This is a genomic window from Pseudomonas sp. B21-031 (assembly GCF_024748985.1).
In the GTDB taxonomy this organism is placed as follows: domain Bacteria; phylum Pseudomonadota; class Gammaproteobacteria; order Pseudomonadales; family Pseudomonadaceae; genus Aquipseudomonas; species Aquipseudomonas kermanshahensis.
Genome location: NZ_CP087181.1, coordinates 4,554,857 through 4,574,368, shown reverse-complemented (window position 1 = coordinate 4,574,368; position 19,512 = coordinate 4,554,857). Strand labels below are relative to the sequence as shown.

The 19,512-nt window shown below is 60.9% G+C and carries 26 protein-coding genes; 18 read left to right on the top strand and 8 right to left on the bottom strand.

Going from position 1 to position 19,512, the window contains the following annotated elements; translation table 11 throughout:
* Window positions 1-12 precede the first annotated feature (12 nt).
* The 8 genes from LOY53_RS20370 to LOY53_RS20335 all read right to left on the bottom strand — a co-directional run bounded on the left by LOY53_RS20370 (window position 13) and on the right by LOY53_RS20335 (window position 4,779).
* The gene (locus LOY53_RS20370; RefSeq protein WP_258703226.1) at window positions 13-309 is read right to left on the bottom strand and encodes a hypothetical protein; all 297 of its coding nucleotides are present in this window, start codon (window positions 307-309) and stop codon (window positions 13-15) included.
* A complete protein-coding gene (locus tag LOY53_RS20365; protein WP_258703225.1) occupies window positions 306-2,171 on the bottom strand; it encodes a DNA cytosine methyltransferase in 1,866 nt (621 codons plus the stop codon). The genes LOY53_RS20370 and LOY53_RS20365 overlap by 4 nt, the downstream gene beginning before the upstream one ends.
* Window positions 2,168-2,422: an ATP-binding protein gene (locus LOY53_RS20360; RefSeq protein WP_258703224.1), complete on the bottom strand. Its 255-nt coding sequence runs from the start codon at window positions 2,420-2,422 to the stop codon at window positions 2,168-2,170. The genes LOY53_RS20365 and LOY53_RS20360 overlap by 4 nt, the downstream gene beginning before the upstream one ends.
* Window positions 2,419-2,895: a hypothetical protein gene (locus LOY53_RS20355; protein ID WP_258703223.1), complete on the bottom strand. Its 477-nt coding sequence runs from the start codon at window positions 2,893-2,895 to the stop codon at window positions 2,419-2,421. The genes LOY53_RS20360 and LOY53_RS20355 overlap by 4 nt, the downstream gene beginning before the upstream one ends.
* A gap of 127 nt (window positions 2,896-3,022) precedes the next feature.
* Window positions 3,023-3,268: a pyocin activator PrtN family protein gene (locus LOY53_RS20350; protein WP_258703222.1), complete on the bottom strand. Its 246-nt coding sequence runs from the start codon at window positions 3,266-3,268 to the stop codon at window positions 3,023-3,025.
* Window positions 3,265-3,774: a hypothetical protein gene (locus tag LOY53_RS20345; RefSeq protein ID WP_258703221.1), complete on the bottom strand. Its 510-nt coding sequence runs from the start codon at window positions 3,772-3,774 to the stop codon at window positions 3,265-3,267. The genes LOY53_RS20350 and LOY53_RS20345 overlap by 4 nt, the downstream gene beginning before the upstream one ends.
* Complete coding sequence (locus tag LOY53_RS20340; RefSeq protein WP_258703220.1) at window positions 3,771-3,935, bottom strand: hypothetical protein; 165 nt, start codon at window positions 3,933-3,935, stop codon at window positions 3,771-3,773. The genes LOY53_RS20345 and LOY53_RS20340 overlap by 4 nt, the downstream gene beginning before the upstream one ends.
* A 139-nt stretch (window positions 3,936-4,074) precedes the next feature.
* Window positions 4,075-4,779 (bottom strand): S24 family peptidase, encoded by a 705-nt coding sequence (locus tag LOY53_RS20335; protein ID WP_258703219.1) that lies wholly within the window; start codon window positions 4,777-4,779, stop codon window positions 4,075-4,077.
* A 97-nt stretch (window positions 4,780-4,876) separates the two neighbouring features.
* Here LOY53_RS20335 and LOY53_RS20330 point away from each other — a divergent pair, with 97 nt between their 5' ends.
* The 18 genes from LOY53_RS20330 to LOY53_RS20245 all read left to right on the top strand — a co-directional run bounded on the left by LOY53_RS20330 (window position 4,877) and on the right by LOY53_RS20245 (window position 19,474).
* Window positions 4,877-5,101 (top strand): helix-turn-helix domain-containing protein, encoded by a 225-nt coding sequence (locus LOY53_RS20330; protein WP_258703218.1) that lies wholly within the window; start codon window positions 4,877-4,879, stop codon window positions 5,099-5,101.
* Window positions 5,102-5,227: 126 nt separating this feature from the next.
* The gene (locus LOY53_RS20325; RefSeq protein WP_258703217.1) at window positions 5,228-5,716 is read left to right on the top strand and encodes a phage regulatory CII family protein; all 489 of its coding nucleotides are present in this window, start codon (window positions 5,228-5,230) and stop codon (window positions 5,714-5,716) included.
* Window positions 5,709-5,912: a TraR/DksA C4-type zinc finger protein gene (locus tag LOY53_RS20320; RefSeq protein WP_258703216.1), complete on the top strand. Its 204-nt coding sequence runs from the start codon at window positions 5,709-5,711 to the stop codon at window positions 5,910-5,912. The genes LOY53_RS20325 and LOY53_RS20320 overlap by 8 nt, the downstream gene beginning before the upstream one ends.
* The gene (locus LOY53_RS20315; RefSeq protein ID WP_258703215.1) at window positions 5,909-8,689 is read left to right on the top strand and encodes a bifunctional DNA primase/polymerase; all 2,781 of its coding nucleotides are present in this window, start codon (window positions 5,909-5,911) and stop codon (window positions 8,687-8,689) included. Before LOY53_RS20320 ends, LOY53_RS20315 begins: the two co-directional genes overlap by 4 nt.
* A 325-nt stretch (window positions 8,690-9,014) precedes the next feature.
* The gene (locus tag LOY53_RS20310; RefSeq protein WP_258703214.1) at window positions 9,015-9,563 is read left to right on the top strand and encodes a hypothetical protein; all 549 of its coding nucleotides are present in this window, start codon (window positions 9,015-9,017) and stop codon (window positions 9,561-9,563) included.
* A 207-nt stretch (window positions 9,564-9,770) separates the two neighbouring features.
* The gene (locus LOY53_RS20305; RefSeq protein ID WP_258703213.1) at window positions 9,771-10,118 is read left to right on the top strand and encodes a phage holin family protein; all 348 of its coding nucleotides are present in this window, start codon (window positions 9,771-9,773) and stop codon (window positions 10,116-10,118) included.
* A 142-nt stretch (window positions 10,119-10,260) separates the two neighbouring features.
* Window positions 10,261-10,782: a terminase small subunit gene (locus LOY53_RS20300; RefSeq protein WP_258703212.1), complete on the top strand. Its 522-nt coding sequence runs from the start codon at window positions 10,261-10,263 to the stop codon at window positions 10,780-10,782.
* Entirely contained in the window at window positions 10,706-12,712 is a 2,007-nt protein-coding gene (locus tag LOY53_RS20295; protein ID WP_408981311.1) for a phage terminase large subunit family protein, read from the top strand. Before LOY53_RS20300 ends, LOY53_RS20295 begins: the two co-directional genes overlap by 77 nt.
* A gap of 12 nt (window positions 12,713-12,724) precedes the next feature.
* Complete coding sequence (locus LOY53_RS20290; RefSeq protein WP_085625556.1) at window positions 12,725-12,940, top strand: hypothetical protein; 216 nt, start codon at window positions 12,725-12,727, stop codon at window positions 12,938-12,940.
* 2 nt (window positions 12,941-12,942) lie between these two features.
* Window positions 12,943-14,550 (top strand): phage portal protein, encoded by a 1,608-nt coding sequence (locus tag LOY53_RS20285; RefSeq protein ID WP_085625557.1) that lies wholly within the window; start codon window positions 12,943-12,945, stop codon window positions 14,548-14,550.
* Window positions 14,551-14,552: 2 nt separating this feature from the next.
* A complete protein-coding gene (locus tag LOY53_RS20280) occupies window positions 14,553-15,773 on the top strand; it encodes a S49 family peptidase (RefSeq protein ID WP_258703210.1) in 1,221 nt (406 codons plus the stop codon).
* 13 nt (window positions 15,774-15,786) lie between these two features.
* Complete coding sequence (locus LOY53_RS20275; protein ID WP_258703209.1) at window positions 15,787-16,137, top strand: head decoration protein; 351 nt, start codon at window positions 15,787-15,789, stop codon at window positions 16,135-16,137.
* 11 nt (window positions 16,138-16,148) lie between these two features.
* Window positions 16,149-17,177, top strand: a complete 1,029-nt coding sequence (locus LOY53_RS20270; RefSeq protein ID WP_070384268.1) for a major capsid protein — start codon at window positions 16,149-16,151, stop codon at window positions 17,175-17,177.
* Between the two features lies 1 nt (window position 17,178).
* Window positions 17,179-17,361 (top strand): hypothetical protein, encoded by a 183-nt coding sequence (locus LOY53_RS20265; protein WP_258703208.1) that lies wholly within the window; start codon window positions 17,179-17,181, stop codon window positions 17,359-17,361.
* Between the two features lie 2 nt (window positions 17,362-17,363).
* Window positions 17,364-17,687 (top strand): hypothetical protein, encoded by a 324-nt coding sequence (locus LOY53_RS20260; RefSeq protein WP_070384266.1) that lies wholly within the window; start codon window positions 17,364-17,366, stop codon window positions 17,685-17,687.
* A complete protein-coding gene (locus LOY53_RS20255) occupies window positions 17,684-18,352 on the top strand; it encodes a hypothetical protein (RefSeq protein ID WP_258703207.1) in 669 nt (222 codons plus the stop codon). Before LOY53_RS20260 ends, LOY53_RS20255 begins: the two co-directional genes overlap by 4 nt.
* A complete protein-coding gene (locus tag LOY53_RS20250) occupies window positions 18,345-18,875 on the top strand; it encodes a hypothetical protein (RefSeq protein ID WP_258703206.1) in 531 nt (176 codons plus the stop codon). The genes LOY53_RS20255 and LOY53_RS20250 overlap by 8 nt, the downstream gene beginning before the upstream one ends.
* Entirely contained in the window at window positions 18,872-19,474 is a 603-nt protein-coding gene (locus LOY53_RS20245) for a phage baseplate assembly protein V (RefSeq protein WP_258703205.1), read from the top strand. The genes LOY53_RS20250 and LOY53_RS20245 overlap by 4 nt, the downstream gene beginning before the upstream one ends.
* The last annotated feature ends 38 nt before the right edge of the window (window positions 19,475-19,512 follow it).

Genomic DNA, 19,512 nt, shown 5'->3' with positions numbered 1-19,512 from the left:
GTGCGTGTTGATTTATCCACGTTGGCGGCCCTCGTTGAGCTGGCTGAGAACCTGTTTGCTGGCCAGCTCGAACAGTTCGTCGGCGGATACCGGCGTGACGGACTGCTCGAAGTTGCGCACGGCGTCAAACCGGGTACGGTACAGCCCGGCCTGGCCGAGCCAAGCGGCGGCGTGATGCTCGGCGTTTGACACTGGGCAGCCGTGAGCTTCTGGGACAGAGCCATCATGGGTGCGCCTGCATTTCCTGCAGTGATACAGGCCGCCGTCGTCGGCCTCGCTCATGTACCAATCATGGCGGTGCGTGCTCATGCGGCCTCCCGTTGGTACAGATCGATTAGATCTTTGGCGTTGGCGGCGATCAGGTCTTCCGCCTCGTCGGGGCAGACGCTGTTGCCAATCAATCGGATCTGGTTGGTGTTGCTGATGGCGCGCCACTCCAGCTCGCCGGTGCGCTGGTTCTCGAACAGCCCGCGATCGAGGATGTAGTCAGGACTAAATCCCTGTGCGAGCTTCAGTTCTGGCGCTTTCAACATGCGCAAGGTGAAGTCGACCAGCACATAGTCGCCCAGCAGTACCAGGTCGGCCGGCTCTGGGAAGTGCTCGGGTAGGTACTTGTGCAGGAAGCGGGCGCATTGGCGTGCTTTCTTCATCAGATCCGGCGGCAGTACTGCTGCAGGCACTTGGACGATGCTGACCAGGGCCATGCGTTCCTTTGTGGGCAGCGTGTGCATTGGCTCGCGCATGCCTTGCCACTGGCCACCGGTGCCGTAGTACTTAACCAGGTAGGCGCTGGCCAATCTCTGGTTGGTGCCGCGCCCGAGGATGGTGCTCAGTGGTGCGCGTGCTGCTCGACCGTCGCCGGTATAGAACCCGCCGTTTGCCTGCTCAAAGTGGCATGCGGCAATCGCATGATGCCCGCTGCCTGTAGTTAGCGCGTTGACCGGTTTGGTCATGCTCGTGCCAGTGCTTCCTTTGCGCAGGGTAACCATCGTGGCGGTGGCCATGGCCTGCTCGCCCCGGTTGGCTGCGGTTTTGGTGCGTGTTGACTCGGATACGGGATATCCCGATCGATCGCCGTGGTGCGTCAGGTGCGTCAGGTGCGTCAGGTGCGTCAGGTGCGTCAGGTGCGTGAGGTGTGCAGCTGCCAGCGCGAAGTGGCCGCCTTTCACCTGCGCTACCTGGGTGCGTAGAGGCTCGACCGCACTGAACGTCCTTTGGGTGCTTGCGTTAGCAAACTCGGTGAGGCTTGCGGCGGCCAGCTGGTGATCGTTCATTGGGATCACGAATGGCTGCTCGGCCATCACGGTATGCCGCCAAAAGCCCTTGGCCACGCGGCGGCAGGTGTTCTCCACCAGTGGGCGCTTTCGATCGAATAGGCTTTTTCCGAGGTCTTTGAAGTCGATGCACTCGGCGGCGGTGCGCCATGGCAGTTGTCCTGCCTTTGGCTTTTCGTGACGCTTGGGTTTCGTCCACACGATGGGGCGGCCGTCGGTGCGACCGATAAGGAACAGACGTTTGCGGATGGTCGGAGACCCGGCGTTGGAAGCTCGGCGTTCACGCCACTGCACGTCGCACCCAAGGCCGCGGACCAATGCATCCATCGGTACCCATTGACCGATGCACTCCATGATTTCGTGCATATCGGGATGGTCCGCCGGCAAGCCGGTGGTGAGGCAGGACACGAATGCCCGGAAGGTGCGGCCGGTATGTTCTTTGATCGGCTTGCCCGCATCGTCCAGTGGTCCCCACGCCTGGAACTCTTCCACGTTCTCCATCAGGAACAAGCGCGGACGAGTAGCAAATACCCAGCGAACGACCACCCATGGAAGCGAGCGTACGCTTTTGCTGCGTGGTGCTCCGCCTTTCGCTTTGGAGAAATGGCGGCAATCCGGCGAGGCCCACAGAATGCCCACGGGTTGGCCGCCGGTTGCTTCCAGCGGGTCAACTTCGTAGATGTCGCAGATGTAGTGCCTGGTCTTGCGGTGGTTTGCACGGTGCACCGCGATCGCGATTGGGTTGTGGTTGATTGCGATGTCCGGGTCGCGATATGCGCGTGCTCCGCCGCTGCTGGCACCGCCGGCGCCGGCGAACAGGTCCACGTAAAGTTCGCGCTGAAAGGGAAGGGCTTGCTGTTGCGCTCCCGCGATGACGATCTGCTGGGCGGCGGTCATACGACTGTCCCCTGCTGGCGGGCGATCTGCATTGCCTGTTCGAAGGTCATTGCTCGGCCTTTGAAGTGCCAGATGGGGTCAGACTCGCTGCTCAGGACGAGTGTATTGAGCAGCGGAGCGGGCTTACCCGGCGTCCAGTTATCAAGCACGTCGTGCAAACCGAGTGCTTTGGCGATGGCCTGGGCGTAGGTGCTCTTGCCGCAGCCAGAGGGGCCGTGGACGAGGCAGCTACGGGGAGCTGGGGTCTTCATGCTGCAGCCTCCCCAGTTGAGGTGCCGTCAGGGGTGCTGCGGAGCTGGGCGTGCATGCGCTTTGCCAGCTCGTCGATGGAATCGGCCTGGGCGGCTGCTCGATCTGCCTCGGGTTGGGACTTCAATGCCTGGAATGTGCGCTGGGCGAGGCGCATCGTGGACGAAGCGTTGATCAGCTTCTCGTAGTCAGCCTTGGTCACAGGGAGGCCGGTGTACGACATGATTCGTGCTTCAAGTTCGCTGATACTTGCCTTGAGCGCAGCAATGCTGGCTTCGCGCGCGGCAAGCTGCACATTGCCGGTTTGCTGAGTGCGCAGCAGCTCTGCGCGTTGATCGTCCAAGGCCTGTTTGGCTTCCTTGAGCTGAAGGCTCAAGGTCTGGTCGTGGAAGGTTTTGCCGGCCTCGAACCCTCGGGCATAAGCAAGTCGGCGTGCCTTAGCGATCAGGAAAGGAAGGATGATCAGGGTGACCATCCAGCCGACGCCAGCGGCGAGTGCGTACTGATGAGGTTGCATGTGCTGTGCTCCTTCGTGGCCCGCCACCTTGCGGGGTGAGAGTCGGTGGCGGGCAGGGTGCCCCTGTTGGCCGGGGCCGCCTGCTTCAAGCGGATTGAGTAGTGCGCTCTGCCTGGCGATCCAGATATGCGGCCAGGTTCTGCAGGTAAACCACGTGCTGGGCCTTCGCCGAGTTGTGTAACTTGCTCAGTTGCAGATCGATCTGGCCCTTGTTGATGAGCTCCCTGAGTCGTCGGTCTGTACCGATGTGAGCGAAATAGCGCTCCCTCACGGCGGACAGCGTCGGGCAAGGGGTGGCGAACTCACTGCGCAGTTGTTCCAGCGTGCTCATGCGCATTTCCCGAGGCCTTCGGGGCCGGGCTGAAGCTTTCCGCGCACTGCTGCAGCGAGGTGTGCTTTGCAGGCACCCGTGACGGCGACACAAACATCCCCTTGCTCGTTGGTCACTACGGCGCCAAGGGGCAGTTCGCGGTTGACGGTGGCGATGACATAGGCGGTTTGGCCGGTTAGGAGTACTTCTTCCACACTGACCTGCGCCTCCAAGAGTGCGAGTGCTTCTTCCGACTGAGCGCCAGAGTCAGCTCGGCCATTGGCCAGATCCTGCAGAAAGTCCCGCAATGATTGGCACTTGGTCGAAAGTGCGCGAGGAAGGCTCAGGCTGCTGAGGAGCGGCCCAAGGGTCACCTTGATGCGGTGGTGAGTAGTGTCGTTCTCGATCTCAAGCTGAGCGTCAAGCGACACTTCCGGGCGCTGCAGTTTGCAGGTCGCTGAGCCGCCTTTGTCCAGGGTGCTCTGCAGCAGCATGATCTGGCGGAGAGGTATCTGGAACTCGCTCATGCTGCACCTCCGGTGGCCGCTACTGCGTGGGCCTTACCATCCTGGGTGACGACCAACTGCAAGCCGGTGCTGCGCTGGAATGCCTGAATCTTTGCAAGGCTGCTGCAGGCGGTGGGGTGGATCAGGACCGTGACCGATCCTTTGTGCTGTGCTGATTTCATTCTTCCGTGTCCTTGAAGTGAGAGAGGGGCACGGGGACGAAATTAGCAAAAGCTAATTAATTGAGCAATAGCAAACGCTAAATTGTCGGGGTGTGGCTACGCCCCAGCAAATGCCGGTAGGGCGCAGCACGGGAGTTCGTTAGAGCTTCTTCGCGTTCCAGGCCAGCAGGACGCGGGCTTGGATATGCATGCGCTCGATCATCGACTCATCGATGGTAATCGGTGGGTAGATGGGGTTGTCGGAGATCATTCGCAGTTGGCCTCCGGTAAGGCGCTGCAGGCGTTTGATGTAGAGATCGCCCTCGAGGGTGAAGACGTATATCGCGTCTGTTTTCACCTCGGAAATCCCACGATCCACAAGCAGAGCGTCGCCGTCGGCGAACGTGCCAGACATGCTGTCGCCATCTCCTGTGATGATGGCCAAGTTGTCGACATTCGAGAAGCTCAGGCCCTGCATCCTTAGCCAGTCGAGGTGAACCGTCATGTCGCGGATGACTTCAATGTGCATACCTGGGGCTGCCTTGCCATGCCCCATAGACGCCGCGATATCGAGGTGCGGAATCAGCACGAAGTTCTTGTCCTTTACCGCCCTGGTGGGCAGGCGAACCACGTTGTCTGGAGCTGCGGTGGATGGCTCCTCGGAGGGAGGAGATGTCAGCGTCCCTGCTGCGAGCCCAATCTTGAGCTCCAGATTTAGCGCAGCCTTTTCCCCCAGCTTGCGATGGCCGTTGAGCAGTTGTGAAAGGTACGACGCGTCTAGGTCGTGAGCCTCAGCGAATTCCTTCTGGCTCAGTGCACCCATGATCGTACGGAGGGAGGCGATACGCCTTTCGTTGATATCCATGTGGCGATGATTGCTTTCCGTTAGCAAACAGTAAATTACGACTTGCTATTGCCTTGCGAATTAGCAATTGCTAATCTCGCCGCCAATGGAGGTGTCTATGACGCTTAGCGAGTACTTGAAAACGATGGACAAGGAAGGGCTCGAGGCTTTCGCGAAACGTTGCGGAACGTCTGTTGGGCAGTTGAAACAAGTCGCCTACGGCAACCGCCGCGCTAGTGCGGGATTGGCTGTTTGCCTAGATCGAGAAACGGAAGGGGCGATTCGTTGTGAAGCGCTGCGACCGGACATTGATTGGGCGTATTTGAGGCAAGCAAAGGAATAAGGTGCTGGACCAGGGACTCTCACCTCCCTGGCCCAGCGACGACGACGCACAGCACAGTACGGTCGTAGCTGTAGGATAGGTCCTACCTCATTCTCTGGCTACACCGTAAACCGAGGATTTACGGTTATGAGTCGCATTGATCTACTGCCGGATGCAGGTCCGGTTCTCGCCTTGCGGCAGGCGCTCTACCGCGCCGGTCGCGACTATCACGGCGGTATCACAAAGCTGGCCTTCGATATGGTCATGGACGTGGATGCCCTGCAGAAGAAACTCCACCCTACCGAAGAGCGCCGCTGGCCAAGCCCGGACGAGCTCGAAGAAATCGTCCGCTGGACCGCTGACCCGCGTTTGCTTGATGCCTTGGTCCGTCCGGCCGGTGCCGTCTGGTATCGCCCGGAGCCGGTCCCAGCGACTAATGAAGCTCTGCAGGCAGTAGCCAAGCTCCTTGAAGAGTCCAGTGAGTTCGTCGGTAGCCTGCACGAAGGCGCCGCTGACAATGTCTGGACGGCTGGTGAAGTGGTCGACCTCGAGCAGCGCGGGATGGATGTTATCCGTCAGGTACTGGCAATCATGGCGGGTGCCCGCCAAGCCATGGAGGACGAAGCTCATGGCTGATGTGATCGATGTGGCTAACGACCAAGCCGACTATCACCTGCAGGTAGCCCTTCAGCGCCGCATTCGCCCAGTGACGAAGCCGAGTGCGCAGTTCTGTGAAGACTGCGATGAACCAATCCCGGAGGTGCGTCAGCTGCTGGTGGCGGGGTGCGAGACTTGCATCAGCTGCCAGCAGCTGCGGGAGCGTCGGAGATGAGTGATCGCCCATCCTCTACCACAGCTGATTGGGCGCGGCGCTACATTGATGCCTTCGATCTTGCTCTGGTTCCCATTGAACCAGGTGAGAAGGGTCCGAAGGGTGCCGGCTGGAACAAGCCTGGTGGCTATTTCACGGATGCCTCGAAGGCTGAAGCGTTCTGGACTGCGAGCCCGAATCACAACCTTGGTGTTGTGCTCGGGCCGAGTCGTGCCTGCTCGCTCGACGTTGATGACGTTGAGCTGACCCGGCAGGTCTTGCAGCAGACCCTTGGGCTCGACGTTGACGCGCTCGCTGATGCGTACCCGACCTCAGTAGGCAACCCTGAACGATTCCGCGTGATGTTCCGCGTTCCTGAAGGTGTGGAGCTGACTCGCCACGCCCTGGTGTGGCCGAACAAAAACGACCCCGATGGCACCATCTACAAGGGGCTCATGGGGCAAGTGAAGGCCGCGCAGGACGAAGGCGATGCTGCCCGCGAGGCGGCTTTTCGCATGGCGGCTGAGCCCTTCAAGAAAGTGACGGTTTTTGAGCTGCGGGGCGGCCTGGTGCAGGACGTCTTGCCGCCATCCATTCACCCAGGCACTCGTAAACCCTACACGTGGCGTACACCACCGACTGCTGAGGGGCTGCCCGAGTTGCCGGCTGACCTGCTGGGCATCTGGCAGGGTTGGGACGAATTTAAAGCGAAGGGGGAGGCTGTTTGCCCTTGGAAGCCGAAGGCGGCAGCACCTGCGGCTGCAGCTCGTCCCGTGGCCAGGCCATCACCAGCTGCTGCACGATCTGGTGACCGGCTCCCCGAAGTCATTCCCGAATTCAACCGCGTCCATGACATCGCCACGATGATCGAGGCGCATGGTTACAAGCGCATCGATGGGAAATGGTTGAGCCCGCACAGCAGCTCAGGGCTGCCAGGTGTGACGATCAAAGATCGCAAGCTTTACTCGCATCACACTTCTGATCCCCTGGCCAACGGGCACAAGAACGACGCGTTCGACGTGTTCTGCATCCTGATGCACGATGGCGACCAGAAGGCTGCGACCAGAGCGGCGGCACAGATCCTCGGCATTGACGCGAAATCCCGTCCACCGGAACCGCCTCCATTGGGCGAACTTCCCCGTACCCCATCGGCAGCCGAGCCGGCCGAGCAGCAGCCCGTCTTCGACGCCGATGTCGATCACCTTCCCCACGCCCCATCGGACGTCGAAGCGCCCAGCCCGGCCGGCTCCTCGGCCAACGGGGGGGCAGGGGGTAGCACCCTGGACATTGACGGTGCGATGCGCCGCTTTGCCCTGGTCGAAGGCACCACCAACGTGTGGGACTTGGACAAGGGGCGTTCGATGAAGCGAACAGGCTTCGAGGCCCTGGTTGGCAAGCCGCTCGCAAAAGCTTGGATGGAGCGGACCGACAAGAAGCTTATCGCCTCCGAGCAAGTGGCAGAGCTCGAGCAGGCCCGAAAGATGTCCAGCAAGAAGGGCGGCACGCTGAAGCTGGAGCCGCTCGACCGCTACATCTACATAGACGGCACGAAAGAGGCCTGGGATCGCGAAAAGAAGCGCCGTCTGCCCGAGGGCAGTGTGAAAATGGCCTTGGGCGATGCCTATCAGCTCTGGCTGAACAGTCCGGATCGGCGTGTAGTGGACGTTGACCACATCGTGTTCGACCCGACGATGACCAAAGATCCGGCGATTTACATCAACACATTCGAGGGTTTGCCGCTTGAGCCGGCCCGCGACGACGCTGCGTGCGAGAACTTGCGCTGGCTGATCTCGTTCCTTTGCAACCATGACGCCGAGGCGTTGGACTGGCTGGTGAAGTGGCTGGCGTTCCCGCTGCAGCATATGGGCGCGAAGCTGGACACCGCGATCCTGTTCCACTCGACCATGGAAGGCTCGGGCAAGAGCCTGCTGTTTTCAGACATCATGGGCGAGTTGTACGGTGAGTACGGTGCCACTGTTGGGCAAGACCAACTTGAAGGCAGCTTCAACGCTTGGCGAAGCGGCAAGCTGTGGGCTGTATTCGAAGAGGTTGTGAGCCGCGATCAGCGCTACAACCAGGTCGGCAAAATCAAGCACATGATCACCGGCAAAACGGTGCGCATGGAGTCAAAGTTCATCAATGGCTGGGAAGAGACCAACCACATGAACGCGGCTTTCCTGAGCAACGAGATCATGCCGTGGCCAATCAGCGAAGACGACCGTCGGATGTTGGTGATGTGGCCCTTGGAGACGCTGCCGGCTGAGAGGCAGAAGGCAATCGCCAGGGAGTTGGCGAATGGTGGGGTGGCTGCCTTGTATGGGTGGCTGCTTAGCGTTGACCTTGAGGACTTCAATCAGCGCACCCGTCCGCCGAAGACTGAGGCCAGGCAGCGCCTGGTAGAGCTGAGCCGCACGGCCTGGCAGACCTTCTTCCACCTCTGGCGCAACGGCGAGCTTGGGTACGGCCTCTGGGGCTGCTGCCTGACCTCGGATGTTTACGCCATGTTCATTGAGTGGTGCGCCCATAACAAAGAGCACGCCATGAGCCAAACCAAGTTCTCTTTGATGCTGAGCGCGAAGGTGGAGAAGACAAGGGCTATCCCTTGGACGGACTGCTCCACGGCCCAGGGCCCGCGTCGTTTCGCGGCGTTCTTCATGCCCAACGATGGTGATCCTTCCCTGCCCCCATCCATGAATGCGGCCGTGCTGGGCAAGAACGTTCGCGAGTGGCGCGAGCGAGCGAAGCTCGCGGGCTGGACGGTGGAAGGCTGGGACCACATCAAGAGGGTTGCAGCATGACTCCGCCGGTAAGTGTGTTGGGTGTGTTGGGTTGGTGTTGGGTTGGTTTCCGCAAGCCAACACAGATTCAGGCCCCGAAATCCGTGGCTTGGCGTCATTGTGTGTTGGGTGTGTTGGGTTCGCGCACGCGCACGCGCATGCGATCTACTTCAACTGCCAAAATCGAAGGGCGGATGAATCTATATGCGAACCCTGAAAAACCCAACACACCCAACACACTAAACACAGATGTTTCCAATCCATTGAATTCATTGGGTTTTGAGTGTGTTGGGTTTGTGTTGGGTTCGCTGAATATGTGTTGGGTTTTGATTTCGGGGGAATGGCGATGACGATGGACGTGGAAATACGCCTGCAGCACCTGGCGCGGATGGTTCAGCACCAGAAGGACATGGCAGCATTGATCGATGAAACCGAGCGCCTGCGCCTGGTGGATGATCTGATGGAGCATTGGGGCGAGCAGCGTCGGCAACTGGGATTGGAAGCCAGCCTCGGCAGCCAGATGGGGACGATCATGGAATGGAAGGGGTCGGCGCCCCGCACCGGCTCTTCTGGTGCTCGGATACTGATGGCCGGTGCCGGCCTGGATCATGCCGCTGCCGAAGTCGATGCAGCCGTTGCTGGGCTGGCCCGCCGGGACAAGCGCGGGGCGACACTGGCCGAGCTGGCTGAGCTACGGTACTTCCATCAGGTCACGATCAGGGAGCAGATGCGTGTGGTCGGGATTGAGGAGGGTGCTGATCGGACCTATCGCAACTGGGTTAAGGCCCTGCGGCTACAGGTGTTTGCCGTGCTGGCCGCCCGATCCGGCAGCGCTCGTCAGCAGACCGTTCGTCGGGTCGCTATGCGACTTGCGTGCAACATTGATGCGACATAGCCACCAGATGATGACGAACCGAAAAACACCCCTTTTCGGTTTTTCCGGTGGCATGTAAAAAGTCCCCACGATATCAAAAGTGCGCTTAGGCGCTTCCCCCACAAGCACTGTGCTGTGCAACCCGCCCCGACCTGTCGGAGCATCGAGAACCCTGCCAACCGGCGGGGTTTTCTTTTTCCGGCGCCTTGCTTTGCCAATGAGGCTTTTATGAACAGCGAGCAACAAACGTTAGCCGAACTGCCGATCTGGATGGTGATCGTGCTGTCCCTGGTCGGCGGTGTTTCGGGAGAAATGTGGCGGGCCGACATGGCGGGTGCTCGCGGTTGGGGGCTGATTCGCCGGTTGGCGTTGCGCTCTGGTGCCTGTGTGACCTGCGGGCTTTCGACCAACATGCTGCTGTACGCCCTCGGCGTTTCGGTATGGGCGGCGGCGGCCGTTGGTTGCTTGGCTGCGATGGCCGGTGCCGATGTTGCTATCAACCTCTACATGCGCTGGGCTGCGAAGCGCCTGGGACTGGAGCAGGCGCCACCCGCCGGCGGGGAGGCGGGTCAGTGACCACGGCCCGATGCTGGCCCAGGCGGCGCCCGCCGATTTTTGGGTCCTCCCCCGGGGCCGCCCCCTACACGGGTGCGCAGACTCGCGGTTTCCCTGCAGCTGAAATTCCTGCAGGGATGTCCGTCTTTTCAAGGACTTAGTGATGGGCAAGACAGTCAGCAAGCTCGAACTGGGCGAGATCATCGGCCGTGATGAGCGAACCCTGAGCCGTTGGCAGAAGGACGGCATGCCAGTGATCGAGTTCGGTGTTGGCCGTGGCAACGAAAACCAGTACGACACCCAGGTGGTGATCGAGTGGCTGATGTGCCAGGCCGCCTTGAACGGCAAGAAGGAATCGACGCGCGACCGCCTTGATCGGCTGCGCGGTGACCGCGAAGAAATCGCGTTAGCCCGTGAGCTGGGCGAGGTCGTGATCGAGGCCGAAATGGTTGAGCGCTTTGAGGCGGTGATCACTGCCGCGAAGATTGAACTGCTCAATACCTTCCCTGATGAGCTGGCGGCGACCTTGTCGGCCAAGTACGGCGTGCAGGTCGATGACCAGCTGATCCGCGAGCCCATCGAATCAATACTGAGGAGGTTGTCCGCGTATGACGAGGACGACGATCTCGCTGGGGATTCTGACGAGTCGGACGACGAGGAGGGCTCTGAAGAAGACGGCGAGTAAAGCCATGGGCCGGGTCTGCCGTAAGTGGGCTCCCCCGCCAAGAATGACCATCGCCGAGTGGGCCGACCGGTTCCGCTGGCTCGCTCCCGAAGAGTCAGCTGCACCAGGTAAGTACCGCTTCGACATGACCCCGCACCTGATCTGGCCGGGGGGACCGCTCGAAGCGCTGGACGATCCGAACGTATTCGAGATCGTGGGGCGCAAGTCAGCCCAGGTAGCCTGGACATCGGGAGTGCTGGGTAACGCCATCGGCAAGTGGATTGATCTCGACCCTTCTCCCATCTTGATCCTGTTCCCCAAGGCTGAAGCGGCCAAGCAGTACGTCGCGGAAAAACTGGAGCCGATGATTGAGGCCACCAAGCGGTTACGGAAGAAGGTTGACCTGCGTAGTCGCAAGCTGCAGCAGCGCCAGGACTTCAAGCGCTTCCCCGGTGGCTTCCTGAAAATGGTGGGCTCCAACAGCCCGGCCAGCGTGAAGTCCACGCCAGTGCCACGGGTTGCCATTGAAGAGCCTGATGACTGCAACCTCAACCTGCGGGGGCAGGGGGACAGCATCAAGCTGGCCAAGGAGCGTCTCAAGACGTTCCGCCGGTCGAAGATCATCATTGGTGGCACACCTACCATCAAGGGCCTTTCTGCCATCGACGCCGAGCTTGAGCTATCCGACAAGCGCGTTGGGTTGGTGCCGTGCCACGGTTGTGGCCAGTCGCATGCGCTGAGCTTCGATCATCTGCACTGCGACGAGGACGAACACTACTTCCACGAGGTCTATGGCAAGCGCCGCCCGGAAACGGCTTACTACGCGTGCCCGCACTGCGGTGAGATCTGGGATGACCACCAGAAGAACTCCAACCTCGCGCATGGATACTGGGAAGCGACGGCTGAATTCCGTGGTATCGCCGGCTACATCCTCAATGAGCTGTACGCCAAGTTCCACGGCTCCCGCTTTGAGGTGCTGATGGAGAAGAAGCTGCAGGCGGAATACGCCACGCGGCTGGGCAACATCGGTCCGATGATTGCCTTCACCAACAGCTCAATGGGTGAGAGCTACGAGTACAAGAGCGACGCGCCCAAGACGGACGAGCTGGAGAAGCGCGCCGAGCCCTATGCCGAGTTGACGGCCCCGAAGGGCACGCTGCTGGTCACGGTCGGCGTCGACGTTCAGGGTGATCGTCTCGCCCTGGTCATGGTTGGTTGGGGGAGGGGCGAGGAGTCCTGGAGATTGTACTGGGGCGAGCTACCAGGCAACCCCATCGATCCGCACGACCCGGTGTGGACTGAGCTGGACAAGGTCATCGCGACACCCATACCCACCGAAAGCGGTGCGCAGCTTGCCGTATCAGCAGTCAGCATCGACAGCTCTGACGGTAACACCAGCGATGCGGTGTACACCTACGTTCGAGATCGCCAGCGCTTCAACATCATGGCGATCAAGGGCGCGTCCATCGACAGCCGGGACCGGGAAATCTTTACTAAGCCAGCCCAGTCTGCAGACACCAGCCAGGACAACACCAAGGCCTCGAAGTACGGCCTGCGCGTGTTCATCGTGGGTACCCACAAGGCCAAGACGCTTATCGATGGCCGGATGAAGCTCAAGGGGGCAGGGCCGGGCCGGATGCACTGGTACAGCGAGATCCGCTCGGACTACTACGAGCAGGTGACCAACGAGGTGCTGGCGCCGCACCCGCGTAACCCCAGCAAGATGGTCTGGCAGAAAAAAGCAGGCCGGCGCAACGAAGCGCTGGACTGCGAGGTGTACGCCTTGCATGCGGCTCGCAGCCTGAAGACGCACCTGCTGCGTGATCACGAATGGGACCAGTTGGAGCAGCAACTGCTTCAGCCCACCCTCTTCACAACTGAGCAGGCGGTGGCGCCGGTTCCCCGCCGTGCGCTAGCGCGTGGCAGAGGCACTCGGAGCCGCGTCAGCTAACCGAGGTTCACCATGACAGATGCACAACAACGTCTCGACGAGGTCCGGGCGGCGATCTCGAATGTCCTGAAAAACGGGCAACGCTTGCGTCGACAGGATCGAGAGGTCCAGTTGGCTGAGCTGAACAGCTTGCGCTTGCTGGAGAAACAGTATGCAACCGAGGTTGCCGCAGAGACGGCTGCCCGGCAGGGCCGTGGCCGTAACCGCGTTTCCTACGTGGGGATCTGACCATGTGGCCGTTCCGAAAACGGGATTCGGCTGCCGAGCAGTTGATGACCGAAGCTATTCGTGTGGCCAGAGCTTCAGTCGAGGGGCAGCAGATCGTCGCCCAGGGCGGTGGCGGTGGCGTCGAAACCCGCTGGCGTGGCGCCTCCCGGGTGCTGCGCAGCGTTGCCAGCTGGATTCCTGGCCTAGGTAGCCCTCGGCGTGACTTTAACCATAGCGAGCGCCGCATGTTGGTGGCCCGCTCCCGCGATGCGATGCGCAATCACTTGATCGCCCGCGCGGCGATTACCCGATTGCGCACCAACGTCGTGGGTACCGGGCTCGTCTGCCGTGCCCAGGTCGACCATGAAGCGTTGGGCTTGACTGAGGAAGAGGCAGAGCAGCTCAACGGCCAACTGGACCGTCTGTGGTCGCTGTACGCCGATGACCCACGTGAGTGCGATGCCGAAGCATCGCTCAACCACTACCAACTACAGGCTCTGGTACTTGTCTCGTCGATGGTTGCAGGTGACGTATTTGTTGCCAGCCCCGATCAGGAGCGGCCTGGTTGCATCTTCAGCACGCGGTTGCAGTTGATCGAGTCGGACCGCGTAGGCAACCCGAACGGCGGAATGGACCGGGCGGACCTAGTAGAGGGCGTCGAGTTCGACGGACTGGGGGCGCCAGTGGCTTACCACGTATGCACCGGCTACCCGGGCGAGCATGTGCTGGGCAAGTCGCTGCAATGGGAGCGGCTGACGGTGTTCGGTGCTGAAACCGGGCGTCGTCGGGTGCTACATGTCATGGCTGACAAAGAGCGGCCTGGGCAGAAGCGCGGCGCCCCCTACCTGTCGCCGGTTCTTGAGCCACTGCAGAAGCTGGAGCGTTACAGCAGCGCCGAGCTGATGGCGGCGGTGATATCGGCAATGTTCACCGTGTTCATCAAGAAGGGCGACAACTTCAACAATAACAACCTGCCCATGTCCGCATTGACAGAAGAGCAACCAGGCGGTGATGACACCTCCGACGGTGCAATTGCGCTGGGCGAGGGGGCCATCGTTGACTTGGGCGTGGGTGAGGAACCGATGATCGCCAACCCCAGCAGGCCCAACGCGCAGTTCGATCCGTTTTTCACCGCAGTCGTGAAGGAAATCGGCGCGGCGCTGGAGCTGCCGCTGGAGGAACTGTTGTTGCATTACAGCAGCAGCTATAGCGCAGCCCGGGCAGCCATGTTGCAGGCTTGGCGCTTCTATAGCTTGCGCCGCTGGTGGCTGGCCTGTGACTTCTGCCAGCCAAGCCGCGAGCTGGTGATCGACGAGGCTGTGGCCAGAGGCTTGGTGGATCTGCCCGGTTACAACGACTCGGCCAAGCGCAAGGCCTATTGCCAGGCAATCTGGATTGGTCCGGCCCGTGGCGCGATTGACGAGCTCAAGGAAGCCAATGCGGCGGGCAAACGCATCGAGATCGGCGTGAGCAACGAGACGCTGGAAACGGCGGCCATGACCGGAGAGCCCTGGCAGCAAGTGATCCGTCAGCGTACCCGAGAGGTTGCCTACCGGCGCGAGCACAACATACAGGCTCTGCCAAAAGGTGGGCTTGAGTCCCCACCTGACCCTAAACCCCAAGAGGAATAAGCATGCCTCGAGCACTTGAGCTGGCTGCATCGCAGCCCTGGCTGATGATGCCCGACGCCTTGGACAACCTGCTGACCATCTCCGACCGCATGGGCGATCCGGTGGCGCTGGCAACCAAGCGCGGCGAGCGGCTGGATGAAACCCGGCGAGTCACCATGCGCGGCAATGTTGCGGTGGTTCCAATCACCGGCCCGATTTTCCGGTACGCCAACCTGTTTACCGAGATCAGCGGCGCCACCAGCACCCAAATCCTTGCGACCGACATTCAGCGTGCGCTGGATGACCCCAAGGTCAAGTCGATAGTGCTCAACATCGACAGTCCTGGTGGCGTCGCGTCGGGCATCAACGAACTGGCTGAGATGATCTTCGCAGCCCGGGATCGCAAGCGGATCGTTGCCTACATCGGTGGCATCGGAGCCAGCGCGGCCTACTGGATCGCCTCGGCGGCAGGCGAGATCGTCATTGATGAGGCCAGCCTGGCAGGCAGCATCGGCGTCGTTGTCGAGGCTGTGATCGAAGACGAGAAGAAGACCGGTCGCACTCGCTACCAGATCGTCAGTCGCAACGCGCCAAACAAGCGGCCTGACCTCGGCACGGAGGAAGGCCGCGCCAAGATGGGCGAGACCATCGACGCGATGGCCGACGTTTTCGTGGGCAAGGTTGCCCGCAACCTCGGCGTAGCGGCCGAGAAGGTGCCCGAGATGGGCGACCACGGCGGGATCCGCGTCGGTGCCGACGCCGTCAAGCACGGCCTAGCTCATCGGGTGGGCTCGCTGGAATCCCTGATCACTGAACTGGCCAAGCCGGCCACTACTTTCCCAAGGACAAACACCATGACCACCGTCAAAACCACGGCCGAACTGCGCACCGCCCTTGCAGCTGGCACCGACCCCAACACCATCGAGATCGTCCAAGCCGATCAGCCTGACATCGCAGCGATTCGAGCCGAGGCCGCCACCGCCGAGCGTGAGCGTATCAAGGGCATTAATGCTCTGGCCGTCAAAGGCTTTGAAAAGGAAATCGGCGCTGCGATCGATGATGGCAGCTCGGTTGAGGCCACGGCTCTGGTGCTGTTCAAGGCCTCGCAAGATCGCGGTATTTCTCTCGCAGGCATCAAGGGTGATGCACAAGGTGTGACCGGTACCACTCCGCTGGAAGGCGGCAAGGCTGGTGAGCGTAAGGCCGCCGTTAGCGCAATCGTCTCTGGCGCCTCGCGCCGTTAACCAGGAGCTCCTCATGCCAAACCCTGTAACCCATACCTTTACACCTTCCCAGCTCGAGGCGGGGGACTTCCCCGTTGTGATGGAGTCCGGCGTCATCGCCGCTGGACAGCAGCTGCCGCGCGGTGCAGTGCTAGGCCAAGTCACCGCTTCTGGTGAGTACCTGCTGTGCAAAACCGCTGCCGAGGACGGATCGCAGGCCCCCAAGGCGATCCTCGACCGCGCTGTGGACACCACCGATGGCGCTCACAGCGCGCCTATTCGCCTGACCGGCCAGGTGCTGGGCAACCAGCTCACCCTCGGTGGGGGCCTTACTCTGGCGGCTGCGAAAGCCGCTCTGCGTCCTCTCTGCCTCTTCGTTCGATAATTGGAGCCTCTATGGATATCTTCGACACCCTGACCATGCTGGAAGCTGTCGAGCAGCTGGCGACGCCGCGGCGCTTCCTCATGAACACCTTCTTTAATGCCGGCGCCCCTGAAACCTTCCCCACCGAGACGGTGACCATCGACATCGTGAAAGGGCAGCGCAAAATGGCGCCGTTCGTTCACCCGACCCTGCCTGGCAGCGTTTCGCAGCGTACCGGCTTCGCCTCGTCGACCTACCAGCCGCCATACATTCAGCCCAAGCGTGTCACCCGGGCAGAGCAGATCCTGAAACGCGGCGCAGGTGAAACCCCGTTCTCGACGCGCACCGCACTTGAGCGAGCGGGCGAGCGGCTCGGCCGTGACCTGGTTGAGCTTGAGGGCGAGATCATTCGTCGTGAGGAATGGATGTGTTCTCAAGCGCTGACTACCGGTCGGATCCGGGTTGTCGGCGATGGGGTTGATGACACCATCGACTTCTTGATGGAAGACACCCACAAGGTCTCCTTGGCCACTGGCCGTTGGAACACCGCCGGATCCGATCCCATCGGTAACTTGCGTCAGTGGCGGCGCCTGATCGCCAAGGACTCGGGGCGTTCGGCCAACGTCGCGGTGTTGAGCGCGGAGGCACAGGATGCTTTCCAGAGCAACGATGCGGTACTCAAGCAGTTGAACACCCGCCGTGTTGACCTGGGCTTGATCAAACCGGAAGAGCTCCCTGACGGCGTAACTTACCTCGGCTACCTCAATGACCCGGGTGTGGACCTTTACGCGTACGACGAGTGGTACCTGGACGATGAGGCTGGTGAAAAGCCAATGATTCCTGCCGGGGGCCTGATCCTAGGTTCTACCGCCACTCGTAACGCCATGCTGTACGCGGCGATTCAGGATCTTGAAGCCATCGAAAGCGGCCTGGTTGAAGCCGCGCGCTTCCCCAAGAGCTGGGTCACTCAGGAGCCAAGCCAACGCTGGCTGAAGGTTCAGGCGGCGCCGTTGCCTGGCCTGCTGGAACCGAACGCCTTCCTCTTCGCCAAGGTGGTGTGACATGGCTGCCAAGGTCGAATACGTGGTGGTGGACGGCTGCATCCAGGATGGGGCCAAGGTCTTCGAAAAGGGTGAGGTCTTCATGTCGTCCGACAAGGAAGTGCTGGAGCTGCTTATCGAAGAGGGAAAGATTGCTCCTCGCGGCAAGCTGCCAGGTAAGGACGAACAAGACGACGGTGACTGATCATGGGCTTCCGTGAACAGGTGGCGTTCATGGACCGTGCGCTACTGGATGTCCTGGGAGACGAGGCTGAGATCGAAGGTATGGCTGAGCCGGTACCGGGGTTCTTTTCGGCGCCGTGGCTCCAGCCCAAGCTTGGCCAGATCAACACCGGGGTGCGCGAACCTGTTTTTGCCGTTCGTATCGTCCACGCGAATGGCATCAAGGAGGGGATGCACTTGGTGGTCAGGCTTGCACCTGAGGATGGTGGTGGCCGTTACGTCATCGCGGGCAGGAAGCCTGACGGGACCGGTTGGATCAACCTGACTCTGCGTGAGGTGCGTTCATGAGTGTTGGCAGTTACCACAAGGAGTCGGCAAGCAGCGGCTTAATCACGCTGCAGGCAAGACCCCAGGATGTTACGGGCTTTCAACAGTTTGCCCAATTGCTGCCGAAAGCGATCGCTGCAGCGCAGCGGCGAGCCATCAATAAGACACTTCGTTGGTTGAGGGGCAAGATTGCCAGAGAAGTGGGTGTGCAAGAGCGCATCGCTGTAGCGGCTGTACGGAAGCGCTTAATGGCTTACCCCATGGGCAGCAACGGGCAGGGCAAGCTCTGGTTCGGGATCAAACCGATTGAGGCTAGTCGTGCTGGCCGGGCGCGGCAAACGCGCTCTGGTGTATCGGTAGCTGGGCGTCATTACAAAGGGGCTTTCTACCGCCGAGTATATGGCGATCAGCCTGACATCTGGATTCGTGCTGGCAGCAAGCATTTCACGGATGAAGATTACCCCGACAGCATGGTTGAAGCGCGACGAAAGGGCCGTTCGGGTTGGATTGCTGAATCCACCAGCATAGGCCGCTTCCCCCTTGCTAAGGCAAAAATCTCGCTAGAAGACGTTCGGCCCCATTTCGAGACCTGGACAAATCGTGCCCACGACCGACTGCTGGTGGTTATGAGGCAGGAGTTGAACTTTGAGTTGCAAAAGGTCTTGCGGAGGACTGGCAATGGGTGACGATCCGATACCACTTTCCCAGATTTACACTGCGATTGAGCAGCACATCGGAGAAGCGATACCTGGCCTCGCTTATGTCGGAACCATGCCTGCAGGCATAGAAGTCGTTCCGGTGCCAGCAGTTGTGTTGGAATTGGCCGGTTTTGATGACGCAGACAAAGACCCGGGGACTGGTGAGGCGGCAGTTGATGCTCGTTTTGAGGCGCGCGTTATCGTGGCAGCCGAAGAGGAAAACTGCCTTCACGTGGCCGCTTTTGTTGCTGCTCAACTGGCTGTTTTACTGCGTATGCAGTCCTGGGGGTTGGCTGTGGAATTTGCCCAGTTTGTTCGGGCAGAACGGGATTGGAGCCGGCCAGAGCTAGATAGCTTCGCCGTTTGGGTAGTTGAATGGACCCAGGTGATCTATCTCGGAGAGGAGGAGTGGCCGTGGCCCCGAGAGCCCGGCCCGCTGGTGGTTGCCTTCGATCCTGACGCCGGTCAGGGCAACGAGCATCACTACCAATCACCTGAGGCCATGGAATGAGTTACGTGAGCGCCGAGCACGACCGCATGTTGGCCTGCGTCGTGATCAAGGGCTATGTCGTGGCGGTCGACCTGGATGCCGGCAAGCTGCGTATGTCGGACGGTACCGGCTGGAGCAGCGCCTGGGTGCGTTGGCACTCGCTGGCTGCCGGGAAGGCGCGACATTGGCGTGCACCGAGCCTGGGGGAGCAGGGCGCGCTGATCAGCCCTAGCGGCGACCCCGCTCAGGGTACTTTCATTCCCGGCCTGTACGGCAACGCTGGCGAGCGACCGGACAACCGTGACCATGTCGAGGTGTGGCGTTTCGATGATGGCGGGTCTCTGGTCTACGACTGGGCTGCCAATAGCTACACCATCAAGCTGCCCACCGGCACGGTCAGCATCGAGGTCGGCAGCAGCAAGGCGATGGTTACCGACGACGCTATCACCGCCAAGTCCACCGCGATCAGCGCCGAGGCCGAGAGCATCACTGCTAAGGCAGCCCTGATCACCCTGCAGGGTGTCGTGCAGATCGACGGGCCGTTACGCGTAACGGGCGACATCTTAGGCCTCGGGAAGATCATCGACACCGGCGGCAACACAGCCAACCACAAACACTGACAGCCCGCTCTCGCGGGCTTTGTCTTTTCTGGAGCATC